The sequence below is a fragment of the Streptomyces beijiangensis genome, assembly GCF_017315755.1.
Lineage (GTDB): Bacteria > Actinomycetota > Actinomycetes > Streptomycetales > Streptomycetaceae > Streptomyces > Streptomyces beijiangensis.
In genome coordinates, this window is record NZ_JAFLRJ010000526.1 from 1 (window position 1) to 1,084 (window position 1,084).

The 1,084-nt window shown below is 72.1% G+C and carries 2 protein-coding genes; both read right to left on the reverse strand.

Going from position 1 to position 1,084, the window contains the following annotated elements:
- Positions 1-429 (reverse strand): SDR family NAD(P)-dependent oxidoreductase (locus tag J0695_RS36330; RefSeq protein ID WP_206969037.1); only part of this gene is annotated, 429 nt, incomplete at its 3' end.
- Between the two features lies 1 nt (position 430).
- On the reverse strand, positions 431-1,084 hold a 654-nt coding region (locus tag J0695_RS36335), incomplete at its 5' end, for an SDR family oxidoreductase (RefSeq protein WP_206969038.1).

Genomic DNA, 1,084 nt, shown 5'->3' on the forward strand with positions numbered 1-1,084 from the left:
GGCCTCCCCCCGCCAGTACCCCGCCGCATGCTTCAGCGGCAGGAAATGCCCCTTCACATGCACCCGCATGACCGCGTCCCAGTCGTCCTCGTCCAGATTGACCAGCATCCGGTCGCGCAGGAAACCGGCGTTGTTGACCAGGGTGTCGAGCCGTCCGTACGTATCGACGGCCGCGGCCACCAGCGAGGCCGCACCCGCACCCGTGGCCACATCGCCCCCGTGCGCCACAGCCTCGCCGCCCAGCGCGACGATCTCCTCGACGACCGCGTCCGCCGGCCCCCCGGACGCGCCCGCTCCGTCCAGACCCACCCCCAGATCGTTGACCACGACCCGGGCGCCCTCCGCCGCGAAGGCCAGCGCGTGAGCGCGTCCAAGACCCCGCCCCGCACCCGTGACCACGACGACACGCCCCTCGCACAGTCCGGTCATCTCATGTCTCCTTATTGGCAGTTGAAGCATCCAGAAAGGCGGGCCGCTCGCCGCCCCCGTGCACCAGCAGCGAGGCCCCGCTCACATAGGCCGCCCGCTCCGACGCGAGGAACACCACCGCGTCCCCCACGTCCGACGGCTCCGCCAGCCGTCCGAGCGGTACGGTCCGCCCCACGGCCGCGATCCCCGCCTCGTCCCCGTAGTGCAGATGCGACAACTCGGTCCGCACCATCCCCAACACCACGGTGTTCACCCGCACTTCGGGCGCCCACTCCACCGCCATGGACCGCGCCAGATTCTCCAGCCCCGCCTTGGCCGCCCCATAGGCCGCTGTCCCCGGCGAGGGCCGCCCCCCGCTCACGCTCCCGATCATCACCACGCACCCGTGCGCGTCCCGCAGATATCCGTACGCGGCCAGCGAAGCGGTCATCGGCGCGAGCAGGTTCAGTTCCACGACCCGCGCATGGCGCTCGGCCTCGCCCTCCCCGAGCAGCCGGTACGGCGTCCCGCCGGCGTTGTTGACGAGCACATCGAGCCGCCCGTACCGCCCGGCCACCCCGCCGAAGAAGTCCCGCACGGCCCCCGCGTCCCGCAGATCGACCGGCACGAACTCCACTCCGTCCAAAGGCACTTCGGGTGGCCGGGCGGTACGGGC